This is a genomic window from Nocardia sp. NPDC050630 (assembly GCF_044457245.1).
Classification (GTDB): domain Bacteria; phylum Actinomycetota; class Actinomycetes; order Mycobacteriales; family Mycobacteriaceae; genus Nocardia.
The window spans coordinates 103,726-125,551 of the sequence record NZ_JBITGN010000018.1 but is presented as its reverse complement, the minus strand read 5'-3'; the positions used below and the strand labels follow the sequence as shown (position 1 = coordinate 125,551).

The following is a 21,826-nucleotide window of genomic DNA, read 5'->3' as shown; positions in this document are numbered from 1 at the left end:
CCTCCCATGACATATCGGCCTACCCCAAGGCTACGCTGACACGGAACCCCGAACCAGGAGAACAACATTGGCGAAGCTACACCGGCCCGGGCACCCCGACGACCTGCCGGACGCGCGAGTGCTGTGGGCGCGGTGGGCAGCCGTAGCGATCGCGACCTACGACCGTGACGAGGAGCGCGAGCTGCCGCAACATCGTTCGGGATACTGGATCGACGACGACGGCCTGCACTGGGACGACTGCGGTTGCACCTGGTGGGTGCTGAAGTGGTTCGGCGACGGCCGCGCGGTGCTCGTCGGGGAGGACGAATCGAGCGAGGTCAAGCGGTACGAGCCCGCGATCGACCTCCTGGCCGGCGCGCCGGAATGGGTGCCACGGCACTACCTGCAGGGCCTGATCGATGACTATATGGTCGGCTGCATCTACTGGTTCGACGAGGGGGCCTGGCACCGGGTGCCCTACCCGGACGATCTGGCCGACGACGGACTCGACTGCGGCATATCAGCTTTGACGACACGGGCGGGCGCGGTCGGCGAGATCGCCGAACGGCTGGAGTTCTATGCCACCGACGCCGGTATGCGGGAGTTGTGTGACCAACTGCTCGACGACGCCGAGCGTGGCGTTCTCACCGACAACGGACTTCGATCCTTCGCCGAGGCCATGGTGCGATTGCAGGCGCAGCAGTACCCCGAGACCGATCCCGAACCGCGCACCGACAACGACCTCGCCGCCATGTTCGCACTGGCCAGGCGCGCCGGTATCGACACCGCCAGCTGGACCGGCGCACTCGGCGTCTGTAGCTGAACCGCGGAGCTCGGTCGGGCGTGGTCGGCACGTTCACAGTGGGTGGTCCGCACCCACACATGCGGGCATCGGGTGCGGTCGGTCGGCGATGTATTTGTAAGAACCTTCGGTTTTCGAGCGCGGGGGCAAGACACGTGCTGCGCGGAAGGCAGCCGTCACCACCGAGATCGTTGCCTCTTCTGTCGGATTCTTTATCCTTCAGCGCGATTGGTCGTCAATGGGTGGACTCGGGTCCGTGCTCGGGCGCGGCCTGCAGTTCGGGCGCGGCGGCGGCCAGCAATGCGTCGCGGTCGCGGCTCAATGGAGGATAGATACGCCGGGTGTTGATGGCGCGCTTGGTGTCTTTGGCCTCCGCACCGCAGGCGACCACGTGGCGCTCCCAGCCCTCGGTGTATACCGCGCCTGCCGGTCCCAGATCGAGAACCGTTACATACCAAGGGATCCGCAACGGCTTCATGGGCTTGCCCAGAAGATCGCCGATGACGTTGTATCCCGCCCATCGACCCATCGGGCGGCTGTGTTGGCAGGACATCACCGACATATGCTCGTCGTCCATTTTCGCGGTGGCGACGTCACCGGCGGCGAATACCCCTGGCACACCGCAGACCCGCAGATAATCGTCGACGGGTAGTCGACCCAGCCGGTCGCGGTCGATTCCGAAGTCCGCCGTCAGCGGGTTGGCCCGCATGCCGGCACACCAGACGACGGTGGCAGCGGTCACCACTTCACCCGAGGAGAGCGTCACGCCGCGCTCGTCGATGGCGACGACCCTGACGCCCAACTTGGTCTCGATCCCGATGCGAGCCAGCGCAGCCTCGATGACCGGTCGCGCCGACGCGCCCATGTCCGAGCCGACGAAGGGGTTGTGGTCGATCAGAATGACCCGCGGTGCGACAGCGCGTGTCGCGAAGGCGTCGGCGAGCATCGCGGGCAGCCCAGTCGCTTCTTCAATTCCGGTCAAACCCGCACCGACGACGACTACTGTCGCGGCCGCCGCGTCAGCGGGGCCCTTTCCGAGCCGCCGCAGGTGGGCTTGCAGTCCGATCGCCGCATCATGGGTGTCGATGTCGAAACCGAACTCCCGCAGGCCAGGGATATCGGGCTTGACCACCTGGCTGCCCAACGCGAGCACCAGTCGGTCGTAGCCATGAGTCCCCGCGGTGGATTCCACAACCCGCGCCAGAGCATCAATCGCCGTCACTTCGCCGATAATGTGCGTGATTCCGACCGGATCGAGAAGAGCGCTCAGAGGGATGCGGCAGGTGCTCAGATCGGTCTCATAATCGCGCACGCGGATGTCGTGGTACGGCGTGGAACTGATCATTGTGATCTCAACGGTTCCGACCGCCACACCGAGCTCATCAAGCCGCCGCGCCGCCCCGAGCGCCGCCCACAGACCCGCAAACCCGGACCCGAGCACCACGACCCGCGAAGAATCTCTCGCTGCAGCTCGCTGCACCTGGTCATTCTATTTGTGTTGTCTCATGAGATTGGTGTCAGCGGTCGCCTGCTGCGGTACTTCGTTGGTGCGTGAACCAGCGATCCGTCCACCCGAACAACTCGTCCTCGAATCGCCATTGTGGAACCAACGTCACGAGCCCACCACATCTAGCTCCATTCGAACCCCGCGCCCATGGTGTCCCGTCTGGTCACCATCCGCCGAACAATGCACTGCTTCTGTTCATCGTCCTGGAGGGCTATGCGTTGCCGCCGCGAGCTATCGAACTCGCGGTCGCCTGACCGACACCTTTCCGTTGCCAGAGTTTCCGCGGCACGACTCTCGGGGTCCCGATACGGTTCTGACCGCCGATGACCTATGTTGTCGGCGGTCAGGGCCGGGCAAGCGTTGGCGCAGCGGAGCGGTAGGTAGCAGTTCCTCTATGGGTATCGCGGGAAGAATGGCGGCGGCCCGCAGCTATCCGTTCGCAGTTGTCGCGGTAGGCCGACGAATCCGGCTAACGCCTTCATCGCGTCGTCGCCATCGGATCATCCAGACCCCAGGTCTGCCCGCGCCCGTTCGGCGATCTCGTCGATGCTGGTGTCTTTCAGGAACTTCTCGATCGCCGTGATCCCCGCAGTCGCGACCCGGCGCCACTCGTCGTCATCTGTGAGTGCGCCCGAATGATGCTCGAGGTGGCTTTTGACCACCGCCAAGGAGGAGCCGGGTTCAGACATCAAAGCCGTCAGCGCGCGGTCCCGGCGGGCGAGGAAGGGGCCCATCTCGCTGCCCACGATCCGCACTGCGGCTTCCGCGCGCAAATGCGATTGTATGGGTTCTGGAAGCTTGTTCAATCCCGCTGCGATAGTTGCACGGTCGGGTGGATGGGCGCTCAACGAGGCACTGATCAGCGTCAGCTGGCCGGCGAGGTCCATAACAGAAGCGACATACTCCACATACACCTCACGACGATCCTTCCGCACCGCCTGCGCTGCGGCGAAGTGCTCCTGTCGGTTCATCTCCGTGCTCTTCACACTGGTGGATGCCCACGCTGATATTCCAGCCGAAATCACAGCTGCAGCAACTGCGGTGACCAGTGCGTATCGCCCGTTCCGTGTCGCGATCCGCAGATCGCGCTGAAGTGCTGCCAGGTCGAACGAGGACGCTGGCAGCGAAGGTTCGGCCGGACCGGCGGACTCTCGAGGAATCCTCGGCGTAGAGGTCTCGTCTTCCACGAGCTCAACTTACGTGGCACCTGGTCCTCGAAGGGCCAGACGCGCGAGAGGGTGGTCACTTCTCGATGGCCACCCGGCCGCCGCTGCGGAGTCCGGGGACGTGCTTCTAGAAGGTGCCGCGCGAGACCCCCAAGCAGGTGTGCCGGTAGTAATCGCCGAAAACCAACGGATTTGGCGTAGTGCCTGGTGAGAGCTGATCTCGATCTTCTTTTGTGGGCGCAGAGGGGTTCGAACCCCCGACCGCTGGTGTGTAAAACCAGAGCTCTACCACTGAGCTATACGCCCGGGATCCGTCGGTGGGTGACCGACGGGCCGGTCTAGGACTCTAGCGCGGCGAGCGCTTTCTCCCAAGCCGCCTGGTCACGGGGCTCTCCGGGGCCGTTCATTTCGGCGAAGCGGATGATGCCGTCGCGGTCTACGACGAAGGTGCCGCGGTTGGGGTAGCCGGATTTCTGGTTGAAGACGCCGTAGGACTGGGCGACGGCGCCGTGTGGCCAGAAGTCGGACAGGAGCGGGAAGATGTAGCCCTGTTCGGCTGCCCAGATCTTGTGGGTGGGTGGCGGGCCGACCGAGATGGCGAGGATTTCGGCGGCGTCGTTCTGGAATTTGGGCAACTCGTCGCGGACCTTGCACAGCTCACCCTGGCAGATGCCGGTGAAGGCGAGCGGATAGAACACGATCAGCACGTTCTTCTTGCCGCGGTAGTCCGAGAGCGTGACGTCCTGGTTGTTCTGATCCTTGAGTGTGAAATCCGGCGCGAGCGTGCCGACTTCCAGCGGGCCGAGCTCGACTGGCATCACTGATCCTCCATCGTGTCGGGCTTCACCGGGCGGTGAAACACCGCCCGGCGAAACCATAGCGAAAGCGGTCAGCGCTGTTTCGAGGGTGCCTTGGGCTGCACGAGGCGGCTGCCGGACCAGGCACCGAGGCTGATCGCCGATGTTTGCGTCAAACCCGCCGTGGGTGCCGCTTCGGCGATATCGCTCGGATCGACATGACCAGGTTGCCCGGTCTTGGGAGTGAGCACCCAAATGAAGCCTTCGTCGGCCAGCGGACTGATGACTTCCATCAGTTCATCCGCTAGGTCGCCGTCGCCTTCTCGCCACCACAGCAGGACAGCGTCGACTACCTCGTCGGAGTCTTCGTCGACCATCTCCCCACCGCTGGCCTCTTCGACGTCGGCCCGCAGGTCGTCATCGGTGTCCTCGTCCCAGCCCAGCTCCTGGACAACCATGCCGTGTGTAATGCCAAGCTTCTGAGCGTAGTTCTGCGCGTCCGCCGCGGCGACCACGGTGGTGTCCTCCTCAACTCCAGACAATAGGTAGTTGCAAGCGAACATGGTTATCGCCTCGAGCGCAAGCTGATCGGACGAAATACCCATGGAATGTCGTATGACAACCTCGTGTCGTTGGCCGATTTTCGCCACCGGCCCCCGGTTCGTGGGACGAATTCAGCGTTTGGGGCAGGCGTCCTTGACCGCATTGCGTGCGTCGTTGACCCGCTTGCTCGCCTCGTTGAGCGCGCCGACGGGGGCGGTGTAGGTCATCTTGCGGGTCTCCGCGGCGAGCTGTCGTGCGGCAGCGACGTATTCGGCGAATTTGGCCTGCAGGTCCGGGGGCAGTGCGCCGTTGGCGTTGTTCACCCCGGTCTCGACCTTGGTCGCGGCGTCTTCGAGGGTTTGGGCGGCGGTATCGCGCTTGGCGTTGTAGTCTGCGGCGTTCGCATCGTGGGCATCGACGAATTCGTTGTACTTCGAAACGCCGACACCCGTGGTTGTGGGGAATTGACCGCAATTGTCGCTGATCGCCTGGGCCTGTGCCGCGGCCTTGCGCGAGGAGGTCGCCGCCGCGGAGGAAGAGGCCGCCTCGGTCTTGTAGGACGCTAGCTCCGAGGCATTCGGATTGGCAACGCCGTCAACGTGTTTCGCGCAACCGGCGATGGTCAGGCCGACCACGACCGCCGTTGCCGCGCACACTGCTGCGAACCCGCGTGGGTCCAGCACCTTCATTGTCCTCCGTGCCTCTCTGTTTCACCGGCGGTCCTCGACTCACGTTCCCTGCGGAACCGTACTGCAGATGCCCCTGACATGATGACCTGGGCCACATCTTCCGCAAGGATGGAGGTGCGCCCGAACCTTTCGTAAAACGGGTGGTCCGCCAACCAAGTGTGCCGCCCGGGGAAACAGACGCCTATCAGCTTGTCCACCCCTGTACGAGGAGCAGATTTGACCGACCTGATCCACTCTTCCGCGCCAGCGAAATCCGCTGGCACCGACTCCGCGCCGCGTGATCCGAACGGACCGCAGGTGCCGCCTTCCGGCGGGCGGGTGCGGGTTATCCGCGAAGGGGTGGCGTCCTATCTACCGGACATCGACCCGGAGGAAACCTCCGAATGGCTCGAATCGTTCGATGACATGCTCGACCGGGAAGGTCCGGGCCGCGCGCGTTACCTCATGCTCCGGCTGTTGGAACGCGCCGGTGAGCGCAGGGTCGCCATTCCATCCCTGACCTCCACCGATTACGTCAACACCATCCCCACCGAGAACGAGCCGTGGTTCCCCGGCGACGAAGAGGTGGAGCGACGCTTCCGTGCCTGGATCCGCTGGAACGCGGCGATCATGGTGCACCGGGCGCAGCGCCCCGGGATCGGTGTCGGCGGCCATATCTCGACCTACGCCTCCTCGGCGGCGCTCTACGAGGTCGGCTTCAACCACTTCTTCCGCGGCAAGGATCATCCCGGCGGGGGCGATTCGATCTTCATCCAGGGTCACGCCTCGCCGGGCATCTACGCCCGCGCCTTCCTCGAGGGCCGGTTGAGTACCGACCGGATGGATGGCTTCCGGCAGGAGTACAGCCACGGCGGTCCGGGCCACGGCCTGCCGTCGTATCCGCATCCGCGGCTGCTGAACGACTTCTGGGAGTTCCCGACGGTGTCCATGGGCCTCGGCCCGATGAACGCCATCTACCAGGCGCGGTTCAACCACTACCTGCACGACCGCGGCATCAAGGACACCTCCGATCAGCATGTCTGGGCGTTCCTCGGCGACGGTGAGATGGACGAGCCGGAGTCGCGCGGCTTGATCCAGGTGGCGGCCAACGAGGGACTGGACAACCTGACCTTCGTGATCAACTGCAACCTGCAGCGCCTCGACGGCCCGGTGCGCGGAAACGGCAAGATCATCCAGGAATTGGAATCGTTCTTCCGTGGCGCGGGCTGGAATGTCATCAAGGTCATCTGGGGCCGGGAGTGGGACGCGCTGCTCGGCGCCGATCGCGACGGCGCGTTGGTGAACCTGATGAACACCACCGCCGACGGCGACTACCAGACCTACAAGGCCAATGACGGCGCCTACGTCCGCGACCACTTCTTCGGCCGCGACCCGCGCACCAAGGCCCTGGTCCAGGACCTCACGGATCAAGAGATCTGGAACCTCAAGCGCGGCGGTCACGACTACCGCAAGGTCTACGCCGCCTATGCGGCCGCGATGGCACACAAGGGTCAGCCGACGGTGATCCTGGCCAAGACCATCAAGGGCTACACCCTCGGCAAGCATTTCGAGGGACGCAATGCCACGCACCAGATGAAGAAGCTGACCCTGCAGGATCTCAAGGACTTCCGTGACCTGCAGCGGATTCCGATCTCCGATGCCGAACTGGAGAAGGATCCCTACCTGCCCCCGTACTACCACCCGGGTATGGAGGCGCGCGAAATCCAGTACATGCTCGATCGCCGCAAGGCACTCGGCGGCTTCCTGCCCGAACGGCGTACTGCGGCAAAGCCGCTGCAACTTCCCGGGGACGAGGCGTACAAGTCGGTGCGCAAGGGTTCCGGCAAGCAGAACGTGGCCACCACCATGGCCCTGGTTCGGCTCATGAAGGAGCTGTTGCGGGATAAGGAGATCGGCAAGCGGATCGTGCCGATCATTCCGGACGAGGCCCGTACCTTCGGTATGGACTCGTGGTTCCCTTCGTTGAAGATCTACAACCGCAACGGGCAGTTGTACACCTCCGTGGACGCGGAATTGATGCTTGCCTACAAAGAGAGTGCCGTCGGGCAGATTCTGCACGAAGGCATCAACGAGGCCGGATCGACCGCATCGTTCACCGCCGCGGGCACTTCGTACGCCACCCACGGCGAGCCGATGATCCCGCTGTACATCTTCTACTCGATGTTCGGTTTCCAGCGCACCGGCGACGGATTGTGGGCGGCCGCGGATCAATTGGCGCGGGGCTTCGTACTCGGCGCAACCGCCGGGCGAACCACGCTGACCGGTGAGGGTCTGCAGCACAACGACGGCCACTCGCTGCTGCTGGCCTCCACCAACCCGGCCGTGGTGACCTACGATCCGGCGTTCTCCTTCGAGATCGCGCATATCGTGCGGGATGGTCTGCGTCGCATGTATGGCGGCGGCACTTCGGAGCCCGGTCCCGGCGCAATACCCGGCACGCATCCGCACGGATCGGCTGGCGGCTTCGGCGGCGAGGACGTCTTCTACTACATCACCCTCTACAACGAGCCGTATGTACAGCCCGCCGAGCCCGATGATCTCGATATCGCCGGGCTGCTCAAGGGCATTTATCTGTACAAGCCCGGCGGTGCGGGCGATGTGCGGGCTCAGATCCTGGTCTCGGGTGTCACGGTGCCCGATGGCGTGCGCGCCCAGGCGCTGCTCGCCGAGGAGTGGGGTGTGCAGGCCGATGTCTGGTCGGTGACATCGTGGGGTGAGCTGCGCAAGGAGGCACTCGACAAGGAGATCGCCCAGCTGCGCAACCCGGGCACCGATGCGGGCGTCCCGTACATCACCCAGGCGCTGGCCCGGGTCGATGGTCCGTATGTGGCCGCGACGGACTGGATGCGCGCGGTGCCGGATCAGGTGCGCAAGTGGGTGCCCGGTGACTTCACCACGCTCGGCACGGACGGTTTCGGTTTCTCCGATACCCGCCCCGCCGCGCGCCGGGTCTACAACGTCGATGCGCAGTCGATCGTGGTGGCGGCCCTGGCAGCATTGGGCCGCACCGGCAAGATCGATCCGGCCAAGGCTGTCGAGGCGGCGGCCAAGTACCGCATCGATGATGTCGACGCCGCGCCGAAGTCGGCTCCCGGCACCGAAGATGAACTGGCATAGCGGACGATTGGATGGTGGAACGTAAACCGCCGCGGCCGCGTCGGATCTCCGAGGGCTCTTCCGAGCACGAGGTGTATCTGCCGACGGGCGCGCTCTCCCCGAACCGGCAAACCCGCGACCCGCTGCCGGACACGCTGCTCAAACGCGTGAAGCAGTTCTCCGGACGCCTCTCCACCGAGGCGGTCGGGTCGATGCAGGATCGGTTGCCGTTCTTCGCCGATTTGGATGCCGCGCAACGCGCGGGCGTGCAGATGCTGGTGCAGACCGCGGTGGTGAACTTCCTGGAATGGCTCCAGGATCCCGATAGCGATATCCGGTTCAGCCTGGATGCCTTCCAAGTGATCCCGCAGGATCTGGCACGGCGGTTGACGCTGCGCCAGACCGTGGACATGGTCCGCGTGGCCATGGAGTTCTTCGAACAATGGCTGCCCGCGCTCGCGCGCAACGACCGGCAGCTGGTCGCACTCACCGAGGCGGTGCTGCGCTACGGGCGCGAGCTCGGATTCGCCGCCGCCTCGGTGTACGCGAGCGCCGCGGAATCCCGCGGCGCATGGGATACCCGCCTCGAGGCGCTGGTCGTGGACGCGGTCGTGCGCGGCGATACCGGCCCGGACATGCTCTCGCGGGCCGCGACCCTGAACTGGGACGCCACCGCACCGGCGACGGTGCTGGTCGGTACGCCGCCGGGGGATCAGGGCGTTTCGATGGTCGGCGCGGTGCACACCATCGCCGCGCGGCACGGACGTGCGGCGCTGGCCGTGGTCCAGGGGTCGCGGCTGGTGATGGTGGTCAGCGGGAATCTGGGCGATACCTCTTATGCCTCCCCCTTTCTCGCGGATCTGCTGGCCGAGGTGTTCTCCGACGGTCCCGTGGTGATCGGCCCGACCATGCGCACCCTCGGCGCCGCGCATGCCAGCGCGGTGGAGGCACTGGCCGGAATGGAGGCCGTTGTCGGCTGGCGCGGGGCTCCGCGACCGGTGCACGCTGCCGAATTGTTACCGGAGCGCGCCCTGTTGGGCGACCGAGCTGCAATCGACGCCTTGAACGAGTATCTTGTCCTACCGTTGGCTGCCGCCGGATCGGCGCTGGCCGACACTCTCGAGGCCTATCTGGATTGCGGTGGAGCGGTCGAGACGTGTGCGCGTCAGCTGTACGTTCATCCAAATACGGTGCGCTATCGCCTCAAGCGGATAGCGGAGATCACCGGTCGGGATCCGATGAATCCGCGGGATGCGTATGTGCTCCAGATTGCCGCCACAGTAGGTCGTTTGACACGAACTCGTAACGAATCGTCAACTTCTACCCCAGAAGTCACTCAATTCCCGGTAGGGCACGAAGGCCTGTAACGCATCCAGCGCAACGGTCGATCGGAACACCCCACATGCGCTTTTGTGGGACTCCCACAAAAGCGCTCGGCAAGGTTCATTCGCGTCGACATCTCGTGCGGCACACCTCACAGTGTTGTCTAGAGAGTGTGATCGCGTTGTTCGCCCCAGGACAGGGGTCCCAGACACCCGGCATGCTCGCGCCTTGGCTCGACCTTCCCGGCGCGACTGATCGCCTCGCCCTCTGGTCCAAGGCCTCCGGCCTGGATCTGGTTCGGCTCGGCACCACCGCGACGGCGGAGGAGATCACCGATACCGCCGTGACCCAGCCGCTTGTCGCCGCGGCCGCACTGCTGGCTTTCGCGGAAATCGAGTCGGATTCACTTCCGGCCGATACTATCGTCGCTGGGCATTCGGTCGGTGAACTCGCCGCCGCAGCGGTCGCCGGAGTCATCTCCGCCGACGATGCGGTGCGATTGGCCGCCATCCGCGGTGCGGAGATGGCCAAGGCGTGCGCACTGGAGCCGACCGGCATGTCCGCCGTGCTCGGTGGTGATGAGGCCGCCGTGCTCGCCCGGCTCGAAGAGCTCGAACTCGTCCCGGCCAACCGCAATGCCGCGGGTCAGATCGTGGCCGCCGGACGTTTGACCGCCCTGGCGGAACTCGCCGCCAACCCGCCTGAGAAGGCGCGGGTACGTGCGTTGCCCGTCGCGGGTGCGTTCCACACCGTGTTCATGGCTCCGGCTCAGGATGCTGTGACGGACGCCATATCCAAGATCGCGCCGAACGAACCGACCAGAACCCTGCTTTCGAACTTCGACGGCAAGCCGGTTACCTCCGGGGCCGATGCTGTCGCTAAGCTCGCGGCGCAGGTCACCCGGCCCGTCCGGTGGGATCTGTGCACCGAGACCGTCCGTGCAGCGGCGGTGTCGGCAGTGGCGGAGCTGCCGCCGGCGGGCACGCTCGTCGGCATCGCAAAACGGGAACTGAAGGGCACACCGACACTGGCCCTGAAGACCCCCGAAGACCTCCCCGCGTTGGCCGGACTCACCATTTCCGGCTAGCTTTCCCCCGCGACCGTGTAATCAAATACGCGATCGTGACCGAGCGGACGGTAACCATCGGCTCGCTCGATTCGAAAAACAACAGTGAAGCCCTACAAAGTAGATAAGAAGGGAGCCACGAAGTGGCCGCTCTGACCCAGGAACAAATCGTCGAGGAACTCGGCAAGATCATCGAAGAGGTGACCGGTATCGAGCCCTCCGAGGTGACGATCGAGAAGTCCTTCGTCGATGACCTGGACATCGACTCGCTGTCCATGGTCGAGATCGCGGTTCAGACCGAGGACAAGTACGGCGTGAAGATCCCGGACGAGGATCTGGCCAGCCTGAAGACGGTCGGCGACGCTGTCGCCTACATCCAGAAGCTCGAGGCCGAGAACGCTGACGCGGCCGCGGAGCTCAAGGCCAAGTTCGACGCCGAGTAGGGCCGACACCGTGACCACTCCTTCCACTTTGAACGGGAACTTCCCCAACGTCGTCGTTACAAGCCTGGCGGCGACCACGTCGATCGCTGGTGATGTCGATGCGACGTGGAAGGGACTCCTCAACGGCGAGAGCGGAATCGACGTTCTCGAGGACCCCTTCGTCGAGGAGTACGACCTTCCGGTCCGCATCGGCGGTCACCTGAAGGTCCGGCCAGAGACCCTGCTGAGCCGTGTCGAATGTCGGCGCATGGCCTACGTCGAGCAGCTCGCGACCGTACTCGGTCGTGAGGTCTGGCAGAACGCGGGCAGCCCCGAGGTCGACCCGGAACGGCTGGGTGTGGCGATCGGTACCGGGCTCGGTGGCGGCGACGCCCTCATCGACTCGGTCGACAAGCTGAAGAACGGTGGCTATCGCAAGATTTCGCCGCTGGCTGTTCAGATGGTCATGCCGAATGGTCCGTCGGCCGTCGTCGGTCTCGAATTGAAGGCCCGGGCAGGAGTGGTCACTCCGGTCTCGGCATGCTCATCGGGCTCCGAGGCCATCGCCAATGCGTGGCGAATGATCGTCATGGGTGACGCCGATATGGTCGTTACCGGTGGCGTTGAGGGTTTCATCGACGCGGTGCCGATCGCGGCATTTACCATGATGCGCGCGATGAGCACCCGCAATGACAACCCGAAGGGCGCCTCGCGTCCCTTCGACTCCGATCGTGACGGCTTCGTCTTCGGTGAAGCCGGTGCGCTGATGGTCATCGAGACCGAGGAGCACGCCAAGGCTCGTGGCGCGACGATTCACGCGCGCCTGCTCGGCGCCGGTATCACCTCCGATGGCTACCACTTGGTCGCACCGGATCCCACGGGCGACGGTGCCGCCAGGGCGATGACGCGGGCGATGCAGACCGCTGGTCTCACGCCCAAGGACATCACCCACATCAACGCGCACGCGACCGCTACCCCGATCGGCGATACCGCCGAGGCGAACGCGATCAACAAGGCCGTGGGCAACCACGCTTCGGTGTACGCGCCGAAGTCGGCGCTCGGTCACTCGATCGGCGCGGTCGGTGCACTCGAATCGATTCTCACCGTGCTCAGCATCCGCGACGGCATCGTCCCGCCGACGCTGAACCTGGACAACCAGGATCCGGAGATCGATCTGGATGTGGTGCACGGCGAGGCCCGCCGCCAGGAGATCGAGTACGCGATCAACAACTCGTTCGGATTCGGTGGGCACAACGTCGCGCTCGCCTTCGGTCGGGCATAGCCGCTCGGTATCCGATTCGGTCTGTGCGGAGCCCTCCGTGGTTACGCATGCGTGCCTCTGGGCTCGCCCGTGCAGACCGGACAGACTGCACAACGATCTCCGGTGGGGTCGACCAACGCCAACGTCGGTCGACCCCACCGGTGTTCGCCATACGCAGCCGCAGTAGCGGCGCACTTGCTTTGAAGTGAGGAGTAAACGCGATGACAATCATGGCTCCCGCGTTTCGACCAGAAACTGAAACCGATCCGCGTGATCCGCTTGGTCGGCTCCAACGCTTCTTCGACCCCGGAACCGTTCTCCCGCTGCATCCGCGCGATAAGTCCGGGGTGCTCGCCGCGATCGGCGAGGTCGACGGTGTCCGCACCGTTGCCTACTGCTCCGATGCCACCGTGATGGGTGGCGCGATGGGCGTGGCGGGCTGCAAGCACATCGTCGACGCGATCGACACCGCGATCGATTCCGCCATTCCGGTGGTCGGCATCTGGCATTCCGGCGGCGCTCGCCTGGCCGAGGGTGTCGAGGCGCTGCATGCGGTCGGCCTGGTCTTCGAGGCTATGGTTCGCGCATCCGGCCTGGTGCCGCAGATTTCGGTGGTGCTCGGTTTCGCGGCCGGTGGCGCCGCCTACGGTCCCGCGCTGACCGACATCGTGATCATGGCGCCAGAGGGGCGGGTCTTCGTGACCGGTCCTGATGTGGTGCGCAGTGTGACCGGTGAACAGGTCGATATGGCCACCCTGGGCGGTCCGGAAACGCACGGCAAGAAATCCGGTGTCGCGCACATCGTCGCCAACGACGAGGCCGATGCGCTGCACCGTGGTCGGCGCCTGGTGTCGATGTTCGCCGAGCAGGGTGAATTCGATCTGGTCGCGGCCGCGCACGGTGATGTCGATCTGAAGGCGATGATGCCGGAATCGGCCAAGCGTGCCTACGACGTGAAGCCGATCGTTCACGAGCTGCTCGACAACGTCGACGGTGAGTCCTCGTTCGAGGAGTTGCAGGGCGGTTATGCCCGCAGCATTGTCACCGGTCTCGGACGGCTCGCCGGGCGCACCGTAGGTGTGCTCGCCAATAATCCGATTCGTCTCGGTGGCTGCCTGAACTCCGAAAGTGCCGAGAAGGCAGCGCGCTTCGTGCGGTTGTGCGACGCCTTCGGCATTCCGCTGGTCGTGCTCACCGATGTGCCCGGGTACCTGCCCGGCGTCAGCATGGAGTGGGAAGGTGTGGTGCGCCGTGGTGCGAAGCTGCTGCACGCATTCGCCGAGGCTCGGGTGCCGCGGGTCACGCTGGTCACTCGCAAGATCTACGGTGGCGCCTACATCGCGATGAACGCCCGTTCGCTCGGCGCGACCGCGGTGTATGCCTGGCCCGGTTCCGAGGTCGCCGTGATGGGCGCCAAGGCCGCGGTCGGCATCCTGCACAAGAAGGCTCTCGCGGCCGCGCCGGAGGAAGAGCGTGAGGCGCTGCATGAGCGGCTGACGATCGAGCACGAGCGCATCGCCGGTGGTGTCGAGCGGGCGATAGCGATCGGTGTGGTGGACGAGGTCATCGACCCAGCCAAGACGCGCAGCACCATTGCCGCTGCGTTGGCGGCGGCGCCGGTGCGCAAAAGTCACCACAAGAACATTCCGCTGTAAATGCGGTTGGAAAAGCGGGCCTCGGGATTTCCCTGGGCCCGCTTTTCGTTCGTATTGTTCCGGTTGTCCGAGCTGGGGTGACGATCGGGTTTCCGCGCGGCAATATAGTTGAAACTTCGGCGATACGAATAGCTCGTACGTTGCGCGCATGAGCGTGACGATCGAATCCACCGCGGCTACCGACCCGGTGCGCAAACCACCATGGTACCGGTCGCTTTTCCTGCAACTGCTGGTGGCGATCGTGGCCGGAATTGTGGTCGGCAAGCTGTGGCCCGGCTTCGGCGCGGATCTCAAACCGCTGGCCGACGGGTTCGTCAAGCTGATCAAAATGGTGATCGCGCCGATCATCTTCTGCACGGTCGTGCTCGGCATCGCCCATGTGGGCGATATGAAGTCGGTGGGGCGGATCGGGGTGAAGGCGCTGATCTACTTCGAGGCGATTACCACCTTCGCGCTGCTCTTCGGTTTGCTGGTCGGCAATCTGGTGAAGCCGGGTGCGGGCTTTCATATCGACGCGCAGACGCTGGCGACCGGCGCCGAGAAGATCGCCAAGACCACCAAGAACGGCGAGCTGCCGCATACCGTCGACTTTTTGCTGAATATCATTCCGGCATCGGTGATTTCGGCATTCGCGGAAAATGCGCTGCTGCAGGTGTTGTTCTTCGCGGTGCTGTTCGGATTGGCGCTGGCGAAGTTCGGAGAGCACGGCCCGCCGGTGATTCTGGAGGCAGTCGATCACGTCGGGAAGATCTTCTTCACGATTATCGGCTGGATCATGAAATTGGCGCCGCTCGGCGCGTTCGGCGCGATGGCCTACATCGTGGGGCAGTACGGACTTTCCGCGCTCAGCAGCTATGGCAAGTTGATCGCCTGCTGTTATGTGGCGGCGGCGCTGTTCCTGCTGGTGCTCGCGATGGTGGTGCGGGTTTTCGCGGGGGTGAGTCTGTGGAAGCTCGTCAAATACATCAAGGATGAGCTGTTCCTCGCGCTGGGCACCGCGTCGACCGAGGTGGTGCTGCCGCGGATCATGATCAAGCTGACCGAGGCCGGGTGTTCGCGGGCCACTACGGGGCTGGTGATACCGACCGGGTATTCGTTCAATCTCGATGGTGCGACGCTGTATTTGTCCATCTGCGTGCTGTTCCTGGCACAGGCACTCGGGGTGGATCTGAGTCTCGGCGAGCAGGTCACAGCGGTCGGCGTGCTGATGTTGACCTCGAAAGGTATGGCGGGCGTGCCCGGATCGTCCTTCTTGGCGCTGTCGGCGACGATCACTGCGATCGGACACGGGTCGATTCCGGTGGCGGCGGTCGCGCTGCTGCTCGGGGCCGATCGGCTGATGGATTCGATGCGGGTCACGGTGAATCTGCTCGGCAATTGCGTCGCGACATTCGTGGTGGCGAAGTGGGAGGGGCAATTGGATTCGGAGCGAATGCGCAAGGTGCTGGACGGAGAAGAGGTGCCGCCATTGGAAGATAAGGATCCGATGGTCGACTACTCAGCGGCATGAGCATCAGTGCCCGGCGGTAAAGCCGCTGCCGGGCGCCCCGGCCTCGGTAGGCTCGGCTGATCGAACATGGGATTGTGGTCGAACAGCAGGCGGCGGTGGGTGCCGGGCACGAAGAGCATTACGAATGCTTTTGCGCCGCAGCTTGTTCCGGGGGACGTGTCGCCGTGCTTCGAGTTGGACGCGTCACCGGCCTGGTTCCCGCAGCCGGACGGTCGTGATCTACCGCTGGATAGACGAACCGCTCATGCGCCGTCCGGACGCCGCACGGCGGGTCCGCCGGCGACGACGCGAGATCCGGTCGACCGCGTTATCGCCTCGGTTGCGCCGCGACGGGGCAGAATCCGAGGAATGAATTCCGGCGAGCCCGCCGCGCGCGACCGCAAACGGCACGGCAGGCACTACACGCCACCGGCCCTGGCGCGGTTTCTCGCGCGGCGGCTGCTCGAACATGCGCCGCTGCCAGCCGATGTCGGGCTGTCGGGAGTTGCTCGTGCTGTGGGGCCGGACGTGCGGACGGGCCCGGGACCTGGGCAGGAGTGGCGACCGGCCGCGTTATCCGGGGCTGGGATGCCTGACGGCGAAGAGCGGGACACAGCAGCACTGGGCACTGGTGTGCGGGAGGCTGGGCTGCGCGTGCCGAATGCAGGGGTGCTACGCGTGCTCGATCCGGCCTGTGGGGACGGTGAGCTGCTGCTCGCGCTGGATCAGATTGCGGGGGAATTATTGCCGGGGGTGCGGGTGAAGTTGGTCGGATACGACCTGGATGCGGCCGGGGTGGCGGTGGCGCGGGAGCGGGCGCAGGACGCGGGGGTCGCGGTCGAGTGGCATATCGGGGATTTCTTGACCGAATCGGCGGGGATCGCGGCGGGGTCGTTCGATGCGATCATCACCAATCCGCCGTATGTGCGGACTCAGCAATTGGGAGGACAGACCGCGCGGTTGCTCAGCAAGCAGTTCGGGCTGCGGGGGCGGATCGATCTCACCCATCCATTCGTCGCGGTCGCGCCGCGGCTGCTGCGGTCGGGTGGGGTGCTCGGGTTGCTGTGCGCCAACCGGTTTCTCACCACCAAGGCCGGTGCGAATATTCGCAGTCTGCTGCGCACCGAGTTGGCTCCGGTCGAACTGTACGACCTGGGTGATACGAAGTTGTTCGAGGCGGCGGTGCTGCCCGCGGTCACCATCGCCACTCGGACCGCAGCGCGCGCGGTCTGCCGCTATGTTTCGGCCTACGAGGTGGATACTCCCGAACTCGTCGGGGGGACAGACCTTTTCGAGGCTCTGGCGGCTGAACGCAGTCACTGCGTCGAGCATGGTGGGCGCACTTTCGCGGTCGAAGTCGGCACGTTGGCGACAGGTGAGCAGGCGGTGGTCGGTGGGGCGTCGGGCTATCGGATAACAGGCAATCGAGCGATCCGAAGCGAGCCGGTGGAGGTCTGGCGGGCTGCCGCGTCCGGTCCGGATGACGGTGCGGATGCGAGGTGTGACGCGGCCGAGGACAGCGGCGCGTGGCGAATGTCGCGGCCGGAGGTCGACAGGTGGTTGGCCGAGGTGGCGGCGGGGACTTGGCGGACATTCGGCGCCGTGGGGCGGATTCGAGTGGGTATCAAAACAACTGCGGATCGGGTGTTCATTTCCGATCATTGGGGGGAGGTGCGGCCGCGGCCGGAGCGGGAGTTGCTCTTCGATTTGATCACCCATCAGGATGTCGATCCGTGGCGGATCTCGCGGCAGCGCGATGTGCGGGTGCTGTATCCGTACGACACGGCCGCGCCGACGCGCATGCCCGTTGACCTGCAAGAATTTCCCGGTGCCGCAGCGTATTTGGAGTCACATCGGGATACATTGGCCGGTCGGAAATATCTGACCGACAGCGGCAGGGAATGGTTCGAGATCTGGGTGCCGCAGCGGCCGCATCTGTGGCGGGTGCCGAAGGTGGTCTTTCCCGATATCAGTGAGCGACCGCGATTCGCCCTGGATCGGTCCGGGGCGGTGGTGAACGGTGACTGCTATTGGATGTCGCTGGCCGATCTCGGGGTCGACGGCGCCGCGGAGCGGTTGGCGTATTTGCTGATGGGCGTCGCGAATTCAGCACTGGGCCTGCGGTTCTACGATGCGGTGTGTGGGAATCGGCTGTACTCGGGTCGGCGGCGGTGGATCACCCAGTATGTGTCGCGACTGCCGCTGCCGGATCCCACCACGATGCGGGCGGGCGGAGTTGTCGAATTGGTGCGGGAATTCATCGACGACGGCAGGGAGCCGGATACGAATTCGCTCCGGTTGCTCGATGAGTGGGTAGCGGCCGCATTCGGCACCCGGGTGTTCGACATGCGTTGACGGTTATGCGCTCGCGCGGACACCGACCATCGGCAGCAGGGTGCGTCGCGCGAAATCCCGACCCGCTGCCACATCGTCGATCGGAATGAGTCCGTCGGGCGTCAATGCCAGCGACAGTGCCAGCCGCGCCATGATCTCGGCGACGAGTTCGAAGTCGAAACCGTCATCGGCACCACTGTGGAGTTCACGCAATTTCTCCGCCAGATACGTGCGCCCGACCGCGATGATCGGTCCCGCCTCGGTGGTGAGCCGCGGCAGGATGAGATCGGGTTCGGTGCGCAGCAGCCGCCGCAACAGCTCGTTGCCCGCGATCGCGGTAATGACCGCGACGAAGATCTCGATCAGCTGTTCCTCGACCCCGTCGACCTTCTGTACCCGCTTATCGATCTCGGCGACGAAACGCTGTGCCTCGCGCACACTGACCGCCTCGACCAGATCGTTCTTCGATTCGAAGCGGCGATACAGGGTGGCCGGGCTTATTCCGGCCCGCCGCGCGATCTCACCCATGCTGGTGCGTTTGATGCCGAAGTCCAGGAATGCCGAGAGCGCACTCTCCAGCAGCTTCTCGCCGTCGCCGACGGGCTTTTCCAGGATGCGCTGGAGGATGGGCGGAACGGTCGGCATCGAGGCTCCAGTCGAATCGGCTCACGACGCCGGTGGTGGCGTGCGTCGCGACGGTGCGGGTGAGTGCCGTTCATTATTTCACCGCGGCGCGACGGTGCGACCGCGGATCGGCACCGGAGCTCGACACACGACAGGCGCACGCGCGACTATGTGCGCGGCAGATCCAGCTCCGCCATCTCCTTTTCGATCGCATTGGCGGCGAAATCCACTCCACTGGAGCGCAACTCATGCACTCGCCGCTGTAGCGCCTCGATCCCGCCCGGTTGGGCCGCGATATCGGCCACGCTGATCCGCCCCGACGGCCGGTGCATACTCTGCTGCACGTACGCCACCGTGATACCTCCTACCTGCACGCTGCGCGGCCACCATCCCGGTGGGCTCGCCCTCCGCGCTACAGGCCACTCGACAGCTGCGTCGGCGGGAGATCCCGGGACACCGGGCACGCTGGCAGAATGCTATCAGCGATTTAGTTTGGTCACTTGATCAGTGTGCTCTGTCTCACAGCTGCTTCGCGTCGCGGTGGTTTGCCATGTTGTGTAGATACACAGCGCTATTCAGTCGGATGCCGTCCTGCTCGGCCGCACTCAACTCGCGACGCACCTTGCCGGGTACACCCGCGACCAGCGAGCCGGGCGGAATGTGCGCACCTTCCGGAATCAGGGCATTGGCGGCGATCAGACTGCCCGCACCGATCACCGCGCCATTGAGCACCGTGGCGCCCATGCCGACGAGCACATCGTCGCCGACGGTGCAGCCGTGCAGGATCGCATTGTGTCCCACCGAGACTCCGGTGCCGACGGTGAGCGGGAAGCCGGGGTCGGCGTGCAGGACGCAGCCGTCCTGAATATTGGTGCGCGCGCCGACGCTGATCGCCTCGAGGTCGCCACGCAGGACCGCGCTGTACCAGATGCTCACCTCGGCGGCGAGTCGCACCCGTCCGATTACGGTGGCGTTGGGTGCGATCCACGCGGTCTCGTCGATTTCGGGTGTATGTCCGCTTACCTCGATCCTCATGTCGAAAACATAAGGGGGCGGATGCCGGCAGAGCCGGCGGGGGGCCGAAAACGGCTGGGTGGAAGCCTGCGGCGGCGAACACAGCCGGATGGAGCCTGCGGTGTGGGCGACTGGGACGAGACGGTCGGCGGCATCGCAATCGGCGTCGCTGCTACTGCGCGGCCGCGTATTCGGGTACCGGTGCCCCCGCGAACAGCGCGCGGTGCGCTGCCGGACTGGTGCCGAGAATGCGGTGGAAGTGGTGGCGCAGACTGACCGCGGTGCCGAAGCCGGTTTCGGCGGCAATGCGATCCATGGTCTCGCTGGTGGATTCCAGGAGTAGTCGGGCGCGGTCGGTGCGCTGTTGCAGCAGCCATTGCTGCGGACTGTTCCCGGTGCGTTCGCGGAAGCGACGGGTGAAGGTGCGTCGCGACATGAGCGCGATGCGCGCCCAACTGTCCAGGTCGATCGGCTCACCGAGATTCGTTCGCGCCCAGACCATCGCGCGTTCGATCGGATCATCGTCGGCGGCTTCGGGTACGGCCACCGGAATGTACTGGGCCTGGGAGCCGCTGCGGTGCGGGGCGGTGACGAGCGACCTGGCCAGTTCGGTGGCGGCGCGGCTGCCGAGGTCTTCGCGGACGAGGTGCAGGCAGCAATCGAGTGCGGCGGCGACGCCCGCGGAGGTGACGATATCGCCGAGGTCGGTCCAGAGGGTGTCGGCGCGGACCCGGACTCTCGGATAGGCCGCGGCCAATTCGGCGGCCGCGGCCCAGTGCGTGGTGACTTCCCTGCCGTCCGCGAGACCGCTCGCCGCCACCGCGAAGGAACCGAGGCACAGGCCGACGATCCGGGCGCCCCTGGCATGTGCGGCACTAAGTGCGTCGCGCAGTTGCGGCGACAGGCCCATGCCGCGCTGCCAGCTCGGGATAACCACCAGGTCGGCGCGCTCGAAGGCGTCGAGTCCGGTTTTCACGACGATGTCGAAACCGGCCGGAGTTCGCAGCGTGCCCGGCCGTTCGGCGCACACCTCGACGCGATAGTCGGGTGTGCCCTCGGTGCCGACCCGGCCGAAAACCAGCGTCGGTACCGACAGATGGAAGGGGATGACCCCATCGAAGGCCAGCGCGGCGACGGAACGCATGGCCCGATCTTATCGCTAAGCGGCTCGCGGGCCACTATTGATCGAATATCGGGGCGACAAGTATTGATCCCATGACCGAGACGATCGCACGCACCACCTTCGAAGCCCTGCACATCGGCGGGCCCACCCTGCGCTTTCGGTACGGCAGCCTGACGTGGCTGACCGATCCGACCTTCGATGCTCCGGGTGACTACCCGGGTCCGATCACGCTGCACAAGCTCACCGGCCCGGCGGTTCCCGTCGACCGGGTGGGACCGGTGGACGTCGTGCTGCTCTCGCATGACCAGCACGACGACAATCTGGACCACTCCGGCCGGGAATTCCTCTCCACCGTGCCGACCGTCTTGTCGACGCCGGATGCCGCCGAACGCATCGACGGCGTTCGGGGACTGGCGAATTGGGAGACCGTCACATTGGGTGAGGTGCGCGTGACGGGTGTGCCCGCACTGCACGGCCCAGCGGGGTGTGAGTCGCAGACCGGCGTGGTCACCGGGTTCGTATTGCAGGCCGAGGGCCTGCCGACCGTGTACGTCTCGGGTGACAATGCCTCGGTCGAGTTGGTCGAGCAGATCGTGGCGCGGATCGGTCGGATCGATATCGCGATTCTGTTCGCCGGTGCCGCGAATGTCGGCCGGTTCGGCGATATCGATCTCACGCTGAATGCCCGTACCGCGGTGCAGGCCGCCGAGGCGTTGGGTGATGCGGTGATCGTGCCGGTGCACGCCGAGGGTTGGGCGCATTTCAGTGAGACGCTCGAACGCCTGGAGCGGAATTTCGGTTACGCCGGTCGGAGCGAGCAGCTGCGCATACCGAAGTTGGGTGAGACGTTCGCCGTGTGAGCGGCCCCGGGAAAACCTACGGTGCGTCCAGCGCGGCGTACATGGCGCCGGGACCATCGGTGGTCCACGATGGCGA

General features: G+C 65.2%; 19 protein-coding genes and 1 tRNA gene. 10 read left to right on the top strand and 10 right to left on the bottom strand.

What is annotated here, in order from left to right:
- Window positions 1-67 precede the first annotated feature (67 nt).
- Window positions 68-802 carry a hypothetical protein gene (locus ACIBG0_RS33125; RefSeq protein WP_397037981.1) on the top strand — a complete coding sequence of 245 codons (735 nt, stop codon included), beginning with the start codon at window positions 68-70 and terminating at the stop codon, window positions 800-802.
- 214 nt (window positions 803-1,016) lie between these two features.
- Here ACIBG0_RS33125 and ACIBG0_RS33120 read toward each other — a convergent pair whose 3' ends face one another.
- The 6 genes from ACIBG0_RS33120 to ACIBG0_RS33095 all read right to left on the bottom strand — a co-directional run bounded on the left by ACIBG0_RS33120 (window position 1,017) and on the right by ACIBG0_RS33095 (window position 5,483).
- The gene (locus ACIBG0_RS33120) at window positions 1,017-2,261 is read right to left on the bottom strand and encodes an NAD(P)/FAD-dependent oxidoreductase (protein ID WP_397037979.1); all 1,245 of its coding nucleotides are present in this window, start codon (window positions 2,259-2,261) and stop codon (window positions 1,017-1,019) included.
- 527 nt (window positions 2,262-2,788) lie between these two features.
- Window positions 2,789-3,475, bottom strand: coding sequence for a hypothetical protein (locus tag ACIBG0_RS33115; protein ID WP_397037978.1), 687 nt, complete (start codon window positions 3,473-3,475; stop codon window positions 2,789-2,791).
- Window positions 3,476-3,688: 213 nt separating this feature from the next.
- Window positions 3,689-3,760, bottom strand: a tRNA-Val gene (locus ACIBG0_RS33110).
- Window positions 3,761-3,792: 32 nt separating this feature from the next.
- A complete protein-coding gene (locus ACIBG0_RS33105; RefSeq protein ID WP_397037977.1) occupies window positions 3,793-4,272 on the bottom strand; it encodes a peroxiredoxin in 480 nt (159 codons plus the stop codon).
- A 71-nt stretch (window positions 4,273-4,343) separates the two neighbouring features.
- Window positions 4,344-4,766: a DUF3052 domain-containing protein gene (locus ACIBG0_RS33100; RefSeq protein ID WP_040688342.1), complete on the bottom strand. Its 423-nt coding sequence runs from the start codon at window positions 4,764-4,766 to the stop codon at window positions 4,344-4,346.
- 159 nt (window positions 4,767-4,925) lie between these two features.
- On the bottom strand, window positions 4,926-5,483 hold the full coding sequence (locus ACIBG0_RS33095) for a hypothetical protein (RefSeq protein ID WP_397037975.1): 558 nt from the start codon (window positions 5,481-5,483) through the stop codon (window positions 4,926-4,928).
- 297 nt (window positions 5,484-5,780) lie between these two features.
- Here ACIBG0_RS33095 and aceE point away from each other — a divergent pair, with 297 nt between their 5' ends.
- The 8 genes from aceE to ACIBG0_RS33055 all read left to right on the top strand — a co-directional run bounded on the left by aceE (window position 5,781) and on the right by ACIBG0_RS33055 (window position 18,150).
- Window positions 5,781-8,600, top strand: coding sequence for a pyruvate dehydrogenase (acetyl-transferring), homodimeric type (aceE, locus tag ACIBG0_RS33090; protein WP_397038035.1), 2,820 nt, complete (start codon window positions 5,781-5,783; stop codon window positions 8,598-8,600).
- Window positions 8,601-8,611: 11 nt separating this feature from the next.
- Window positions 8,612-9,946, top strand: a complete 1,335-nt coding sequence (locus tag ACIBG0_RS33085; RefSeq protein WP_397037973.1) for a PucR family transcriptional regulator — start codon at window positions 8,612-8,614, stop codon at window positions 9,944-9,946.
- Window positions 9,947-10,074: 128 nt separating this feature from the next.
- Window positions 10,075-10,989: an ACP S-malonyltransferase gene (locus ACIBG0_RS33080; protein WP_397037972.1), complete on the top strand. Its 915-nt coding sequence runs from the start codon at window positions 10,075-10,077 to the stop codon at window positions 10,987-10,989.
- A gap of 122 nt (window positions 10,990-11,111) precedes the next feature.
- A complete protein-coding gene (acpM, locus tag ACIBG0_RS33075) occupies window positions 11,112-11,411 on the top strand; it encodes a meromycolate extension acyl carrier protein AcpM (protein ID WP_014982996.1) in 300 nt (99 codons plus the stop codon).
- A gap of 10 nt (window positions 11,412-11,421) precedes the next feature.
- Entirely contained in the window at window positions 11,422-12,672 is a 1,251-nt protein-coding gene (locus ACIBG0_RS33070; RefSeq protein WP_397037969.1) for a KasA/KasB family beta-ketoacyl-ACP synthase, read from the top strand.
- 200 nt (window positions 12,673-12,872) lie between these two features.
- Window positions 12,873-14,306: an acyl-CoA carboxylase subunit beta gene (locus ACIBG0_RS33065; protein WP_397037967.1), complete on the top strand. Its 1,434-nt coding sequence runs from the start codon at window positions 12,873-12,875 to the stop codon at window positions 14,304-14,306.
- A gap of 148 nt (window positions 14,307-14,454) precedes the next feature.
- Window positions 14,455-15,816: a C4-dicarboxylate transporter DctA gene (dctA, locus tag ACIBG0_RS33060; protein ID WP_397037966.1), complete on the top strand. Its 1,362-nt coding sequence runs from the start codon at window positions 14,455-14,457 to the stop codon at window positions 15,814-15,816.
- 348 nt (window positions 15,817-16,164) lie between these two features.
- Window positions 16,165-18,150 carry an Eco57I restriction-modification methylase domain-containing protein gene (locus ACIBG0_RS33055; protein ID WP_397037965.1) on the top strand — a complete coding sequence of 662 codons (1,986 nt, stop codon included), beginning with the start codon at window positions 16,165-16,167 and terminating at the stop codon, window positions 18,148-18,150.
- Window positions 18,151-18,153: 3 nt separating this feature from the next.
- Here the strand turns inward: ACIBG0_RS33055 and ACIBG0_RS33050 are convergent, their stop codons facing one another.
- The 4 genes from ACIBG0_RS33050 to ACIBG0_RS33035 all read right to left on the bottom strand — a co-directional run bounded on the left by ACIBG0_RS33050 (window position 18,154) and on the right by ACIBG0_RS33035 (window position 20,911).
- Window positions 18,154-18,774, bottom strand: a complete 621-nt coding sequence (locus ACIBG0_RS33050; protein WP_397037963.1) for a TetR/AcrR family transcriptional regulator — start codon at window positions 18,772-18,774, stop codon at window positions 18,154-18,156.
- Window positions 18,775-18,920: 146 nt separating this feature from the next.
- On the bottom strand, window positions 18,921-19,106 hold the full coding sequence (locus tag ACIBG0_RS33045; RefSeq protein WP_063040439.1) for a hypothetical protein: 186 nt from the start codon (window positions 19,104-19,106) through the stop codon (window positions 18,921-18,923).
- Window positions 19,107-19,272: 166 nt separating this feature from the next.
- Complete coding sequence (locus tag ACIBG0_RS33040) at window positions 19,273-19,788, bottom strand: gamma carbonic anhydrase family protein (protein WP_397037960.1); 516 nt, start codon at window positions 19,786-19,788, stop codon at window positions 19,273-19,275.
- Window positions 19,789-19,939: 151 nt separating this feature from the next.
- The gene (locus ACIBG0_RS33035) at window positions 19,940-20,911 is read right to left on the bottom strand and encodes a GlxA family transcriptional regulator (RefSeq protein WP_397037958.1); all 972 of its coding nucleotides are present in this window, start codon (window positions 20,909-20,911) and stop codon (window positions 19,940-19,942) included.
- A gap of 71 nt (window positions 20,912-20,982) precedes the next feature.
- Here ACIBG0_RS33035 and ACIBG0_RS33030 point away from each other — a divergent pair, with 71 nt between their 5' ends.
- Window positions 20,983-21,750 (top strand): MBL fold metallo-hydrolase, encoded by a 768-nt coding sequence (locus ACIBG0_RS33030; protein WP_397037956.1) that lies wholly within the window; start codon window positions 20,983-20,985, stop codon window positions 21,748-21,750.
- Window positions 21,751-21,826 lie beyond the last annotated feature (76 nt).